The sequence below is a fragment of the Cryobacterium sp. genome, from assembly GCF_025463825.1.
Taxonomy (GTDB): domain Bacteria; phylum Actinomycetota; class Actinomycetes; order Actinomycetales; family Microbacteriaceae; genus Cryobacterium.
Genome location: NZ_JAODBG010000036.1, coordinates 1 through 5758 on the forward strand (window position 1 = coordinate 1; position 5758 = coordinate 5758).

The 5758-nt window shown below is 65.9% G+C and carries 3 protein-coding genes and 2 pseudogenes; 1 reads left to right on the plus strand and 4 read right to left on the minus strand.

The features are described 5' to 3' along the window. Window positions 1-185 (plus strand): annotated as a pseudogene (locus JWP54_RS04580) (hypothetical protein); the annotation flags it as partial. 55 nt (window positions 186-240) lie between these two features. Here JWP54_RS04580 and dnaE read toward each other — a convergent pair. The 4 genes and pseudogenes from dnaE to JWP54_RS04595 all read right to left on the minus strand — a co-directional run bounded on the left by dnaE (window position 241) and on the right by JWP54_RS04595 (window position 5753). Next, window positions 241-3762: a DNA polymerase III subunit alpha gene (dnaE, locus tag JWP54_RS04585; protein ID WP_297367942.1), complete on the minus strand. Its 3522-nt coding sequence runs from the start codon at window positions 3760-3762 to the stop codon at window positions 241-243. Window positions 3763-3846: 84 nt separating this feature from the next. After that, on the minus strand, window positions 3847-4767 hold the full coding sequence (locus tag JWP54_RS04590) for an RluA family pseudouridine synthase (protein ID WP_297367945.1): 921 nt from the start codon (window positions 4765-4767) through the stop codon (window positions 3847-3849). A 106-nt stretch (window positions 4768-4873) separates the two neighbouring features. Beyond that, window positions 4874-5011 (minus strand): annotated as a pseudogene (locus JWP54_RS17655) (signal peptidase II); the annotation flags it as partial. 70 nt (window positions 5012-5081) lie between these two features. Next, a complete protein-coding gene (locus JWP54_RS04595) occupies window positions 5082-5753 on the minus strand; it encodes a DivIVA domain-containing protein (protein ID WP_297367948.1) in 672 nt (223 codons plus the stop codon). Window positions 5754-5758 lie beyond the last annotated feature (5 nt).

The following is a 5758-nucleotide window of genomic DNA, read 5'->3' on the forward strand; positions in this document are numbered from 1 at the left end:
GGACCTCACCGGGCAAGCGCACCTACCGCACCGACCCGGCCAACCCGATCGGCCCACCCCGGCCCCAACCGCCGACCGTGGGACCGACAACCCCGAAGCGACCCGCGGACGACAGCTACCTGATGCCCCGGCACCAGCCCACACGCCACCCGACAGCACCGGTCCCGGAGAACCCGCCGTTCTAAGACAAGGCGCGAGCCGTCCTCCGACGCAGGTACGGGCACCCCTCAGGGGACCGGGTCAGGTGAGGCAATAGGGACCGAGGAGGCTTTTCAGCTCGCCGAACAGGTCGGCCGTCACGGTCACCCGCGCGGGCAGCTCGAAGACCCTCGCGGTGTCGCCCTTGATGAGCTTCAGGCGAACCTCAGAGGTGCCGCCGTGCCGTTTGAGCACCTCGCCGAGCTGCGTCACGGTGTCGGTTGTTGCCCGCGCCTCGAACAGCGTGATCGACAGGGTGCCATGGTCGGACGCCTGCCCGAGTTCGGGCGCGAAGATGCTGTACGCGTGCAGGTTCATGCCGTCGTCGCGCATGCTCACCCGGCCCCTGACGACCACGACGGAGTCGCTCACGAGATCAAGGGAGAATTCCTGGTACGCCTTGCCCATGAACATGACGTCGATCTCACCGCCGAAGTCCTCGACCGAGATGATGCCGTACTGGTTGCCGGACTTCTTGGCGATGCGATGCTGCACGTTGGTGATCAGCCCGGCCACCGTGACGGTGTCGGCGTCCTGGGTGTGCTCCGAACTGATCAGGTCGGTGATGGTGGTGCTGGCATGCTTGGCCAGCGGAATCTCGAGGCCGGCAAGCGGGTGGTCGGAGACATAGAGCCCGAGCATGTCGCGCTCCAGCGCCAGCTTCTCCTTCTTGCTCCACTCCGGCCGCTCGGGCACCTGTTCGGTCTCCTGCGGGTCGTCGAAGAGGCTGTCGAAGTCGAAGCCGACCATCCCGTGTGACTCGTCGCGCTTGATCTTGACGGCGGAGTCGACAGCGCCCTCATGGATCTCGAACATGGCGCGTCGGGTGGAGCCGAGGGAGTCGAACGCGCCGGACTTGATGAGGGACTCGACGGTGCGCTTGTTGGTGACCTGCAGCGGCACCTTGCGCAGGAAATCATGGAAGGACTCGAAGTTGCCCTTCTCGGTGCGGGCGGCCCGGATGGCTTCGACGACGTTGAAGCCGACGTTCCGCACGGCGCCCAGGCCGAACCGGATGTCGGTTCCGACGGCGGCGAAGAAACCGATCGACTCGTTCACGTCCGGCGGCAGCACCTGGATGCCCATGCGGCGGCACTCGTTGAGGTACAGGGCGAGCTTGTCGCGCGCGTCGCCCACACTGGTGAGCAGGGCCGCCATGTACTCGGCCGGGTAATGCGCCTTGAGGTACGCGGTCCAGTAACTCAGCACGCCGTAGGCCGCGGAGTGGGCCTTGTTGAAGGCGTAGTCGGAGAACGGTAGAAGGATGTTCCAGACGGTGGTAACGGCGTCCATCGAGTAGCCGTTGGCCATCATGCCGCCCGAGAAACCCTCGAACTGCTTGTCCAGCTCCGACTTCTTCTTCTTACCCATCGCGCGCCGCAGCAGGTCGGCCTGGCCGAGGGAGAAGCCGGCCAGCTTCTGCGCGATCGACATCACCTGTTCCTGGTAGACGATGAGTCCGTAGGTGCCGCCGATGATGTCCTTGAGGGGCTCTTCGAGCTCCTTGTGGATCGGGATGATCTCCTGCTGGCCGGTCTTGCGCAGCGCGTAGTTGGTGTGGGAGTTGGCTCCCATGGGGCCGGGCCGGTACAGCGCGATGACGGCCGAGATGTCTTCGAAGTTGTCGGGTTTCATGCTGCGCAGGAGCGAACGCATGGGTCCGCCGTCGAGCTGGAACACGCCGAGCGTGTCGCCTCGGGCGAGCAGTTCGTAGGCGAGCACGTCGTCGAGGTCGAGATCTTCGAGAACCGGCCGGTGGCCACGGTTGGCCTCGATGTTATCGAGGGTGTCGTCGATGATGGTGAGGTTGCGCAGGCCCAGGAAGTCCATCTTGATCAGGCCGAGCGACTCGCAGGCCGGGTAGTCGAACTGCGTGACGATCTGGCCGTCTGCCTCACGGCGCATGATGGGGATGATGTCGATCAGCGGGTCGGAGGACATGATCACGCCGGCAGCGTGCACGCCCCACTGGCGTTTGAGGTTCTCGATGCCCAGCGCCGTGTCGAAGACCGTGCGCGCCTCGGCATCCGTTTCGATGACGGCACGGAAATCGCCCGCCTCGCGGTATCGCGGGTGGTCCTTGTCGAACATGCCGGTGAGCGGCATGTCCTTGCCCATGATGGGCTGCGGCATGGCCTTGGTGAGCTTGTCGCCCATGCCGAACGGGAAGCCGAGGACCCGGCTGGAGTCCTTCAGTGCCTGCTTGGCTTTGATGGTTCCGTACGTGACGATCTGCGCGACGCGCTCGGAGCCGTATTTCTCGGTGACGTAGTGGATGACCTCGCCGCGGCGACGGTCGTCGAAGTCGACGTCGAAGTCGGGCATGGACACGCGGTCCGGGTTGAGGAACCGCTCGAAGATCAGGCCGTGCACAAGCGGGTCGAGGTCGGTGATGCCCATGGCGTACGCGACCATCGAGCCTGCTCCCGAACCACGGCCGGGGCCGACCCGGATGCCGTTCGCTTTCGACCAGTTGATGAAGTCGGCGACCACGAGGAAGTAGCCGGGGAAGCCCATCTGGGTGATCACGCCGACCTCGTAGTCGGCCTGCTTGCGCACCGCGGCAGAGGTCCCGTTCGGGTACCGGCGAAGAAGGCCCAGCTCGGTTTCCTTGATGAACCAGCTTTCCTCGTTCTCCCCCTCCGGCGTGGGGAAGCGGGGCATGTAGTTCGCCTGGGTGTTGAATTTGACCTCGCACCGCTCGGCGATGAGCAGCGTGTTGTCGCAGGCTTCGGGGTTGTCCCGGAACAGGTGCCGCATCTCGGCGGCGGACTTGAGGTAGAACTCGTTGGAGTCGAACTTGAACCGGTTGGGGTCGTCCAGGGTGGAAGCGGACTGCACACAGAGCAGCGCGGCGTGGGCGGTGGCGTCGTGCGCGTGGGTGTAGTGCAGGTCGTTGGTGGCCACCAGCGGCAGGTCGAGCTCCTTGGCCAGCTTGAGCAGGTCGGTCATGGTGCGGCGCTCGATGTCGATGCCGTGGTCCATGATCTCGCAGAAGAAGTTGTCCTTGCCGAAGATGTCGCGCAGCTCACCCGCGGCCTGCCTGGCTTCGTCGTACTGGCCGAGCCGCAACCGGGTCTGCACCTCACCACCGACGCAGCCGGTGGTGCCGATCAGGCCCGTGGAGTAGGTGCTGAGCAGCTCGCGGTCCATCCGGGGCTTGAAGTAATAGCCTTCGAGCGAGGCCAGGGACGACAACCTGAAGAGGTTGTGCATGCCTTCGGTGTTCTCGGAGAGCAGGGTCATGTGTGTGTACGCACCGCTGCCTCCGACGTCGTCGCGGTTCTGCGCGTTGGTGCCCCACTTCACCCGGGTCTTGTCCCGGCGGTCGGTGCCCGGCGTGATGTACGCCTCGGTGCCGATGATGGGCTTGATTCCCGCGTCCGTCGCGGTCTTCCAGAAGTCGAAAGCACCGAAGACGTTGCCGTGGTCGGTGACCGCGATTGCGGGCATCTTCTGCTCGGCGGCGGCCGCGATCAGCGGCTTGACCCGCGCCGCGCCGTCGAGCATCGAGTACTCGCTGTGCACGTGAAGGTGGACAAACGAATCATTCTGCGGCGACACGACTACTCCAGCTGCTCTGGGTTTTATCTGATGGAGAAATGGGGTGCTGGGTTTCAAGCCTAAGCGTCCAGCGGCACCCCCGGGCTAATCGCCGCGCAGGATCCGCAGCGCGTTAGCCAGGTCGTCCGGGTACTCGGCGTCGAAGGTGACCCACTCGCGGCTCGACGGGTGCTCGAATGACAGCTGTTTGGCCACCAGCCACTGCCGGGTGAGGCCCAGCCTGGCCGTGATCTTGGCGTCGGCGCCGTACATCGCGTCGCCCACGCAGGGGTGCCGCTGGGCGGCCATGTGCACCCGGATCTGATGGGTACGGCCGGTTTCCAGGTGCACCTCGAGCAACGACGCGGACGGAAAGGCCTCGAGAGTCTCGTAGTGCGTGACAGAATCCTTGCCGCCCGCGATCACCGCGAACTTCCAGTCCGAGCGAGGGTGCCGGCCGATCGGCGCGTCGATGGTGCCGCTGGAGGGGTCGGGGTGACCCTGCACAACGGCGTGGTAGATCTTGTCGACCTCGCGGTCGTGGAAGGCCCGCTTGAGGTGCGTGTACGCGGCCTCGGACTTGGCCACGACCATGAGGCCGCTGGTTCCGACGTCGAGTCGGTGCACGATGCCAGCCCGCTCAGCTGCCCCGCTGGTGGCGATGCGGTACCCGGCGGCAGCCAGGGCACCGAGCACGGTCGGGCCGGTCCAGCCCATGCTCGGGTGCGCGGCGACACCGGACGGCTTGTTGATCACGACGATGTCGTCGTCGTCGTGCACGATGGTGAGCTCCGGCACCGCAATCGGAACGATGACCAGGTCCTGCTTGGGCGCCCAGCTCACGTCGAGCCAGGCTCCGGCGCGGAGTTTGTCGGACTTCCCGACGACGACACCGTCCTGGGTCACCCCGTCGGCCTCGGCGATCTCGGCCGCGAAGCTGCGGGAGAAGCCGAACAGCTTGGCGATGCCCGCGTCGACGCGGACTCCGTCCAGGCCGTCTGGAAGGGGAAGGGCTCGGTTTTCCATGGTGCCGTTCAGTTGTTGGAGGAGGCCGAGGACACCAGCCAGCGCAGTGAGCGGATGACACGGGCGAACCAGGCGATAAACACGACGACACCGGCCGCAATGAGTGGAACACCCAGGCGGGACCGGTGGCGAAGGAGAAAGCTGCGCCCGGGTTCCGCACGACGTGCAGTTGAAGCACCGCAGCCAGAACGCGAGCGTTGTCGCCCTCGGTCATCGCGCCGACGACGAGGGCCTTGCTGATCTGATCGAAAGCGACCCCGTCCCGGCCACGAGGGCCGGGACGAGGAGCGCGCTAGTCGAGCTTCGCGTTGGTGCTACGCGCCAAAGCCCTGGAAGCTCGCCTTCGGCGAGTTTCCCGAGTCCTTGCCCGCGCCGGCACCGACGGGTGAGGCGGAGTCGAGGTCGCGGAGCTGAGCCTCGATGTAGCTCTTCAGCTTCTGGCGGTACTCGCGCTCGAAGGTACGCAGTTCCTCGATCTTGTCCTCGAGGACGGAGCGCTCCTTCTCGAGCACGTTGATCTGGGCGCGCTGCTTGGCCTCGGACTCCGCGATCACGCGGGCTGCCGTGGCGTGGCCTTCGGCGATCAGGGCGTCGCGCTTCTCGGCCCCTTCCTTGACGTGCTCCTCGTGCAGGCGGCGGGCCAGCTGCAGGAGGTTGGTGGTGCCGGCGGTCTCGTCGATCGGCTCGGCAACCGGCGCCGCGGCGACGGGTGCTGCTGCGACGGGCTCGGGAACCACTGCGGCGACGGGCTCAGCGACCGGCTCCGCGGTGTTCACGGGCTCGGCGACCGTGGCGGGCGCGGCGCTGACCGGTGCGGCTTCGCCGCCGGAGAGACGGGCCTTGAGGTCCTCGTTCTCCTGGGTCAGGCGTCGCAGTTCGACAACGACCTCGTCGAGGAAGTCGTCAACCTCGTCCTGGTCATATCCCTCACGGAACTTGGTCGACTGGAACCGCTTGTTGACTACATCTTCCGGAGTTAGCGCCATGGCTT

Excerpts from the sequence above, each read along its gene's own strand:
- JWP54_RS04595 (WP_297367948.1), bottom strand. The coding sequence starts at position 5,753 with ATGGCGCTAACTCCGGAAGATGTAGTCAACAAGCGGTTCCAGTCGACC.
- JWP54_RS04590 (WP_297367945.1), bottom strand. The coding sequence starts at position 4,767 with ATGGAAAACCGAGCCCTTCCCCTTCCAGACGGCCTGGACGGAGTCCGC.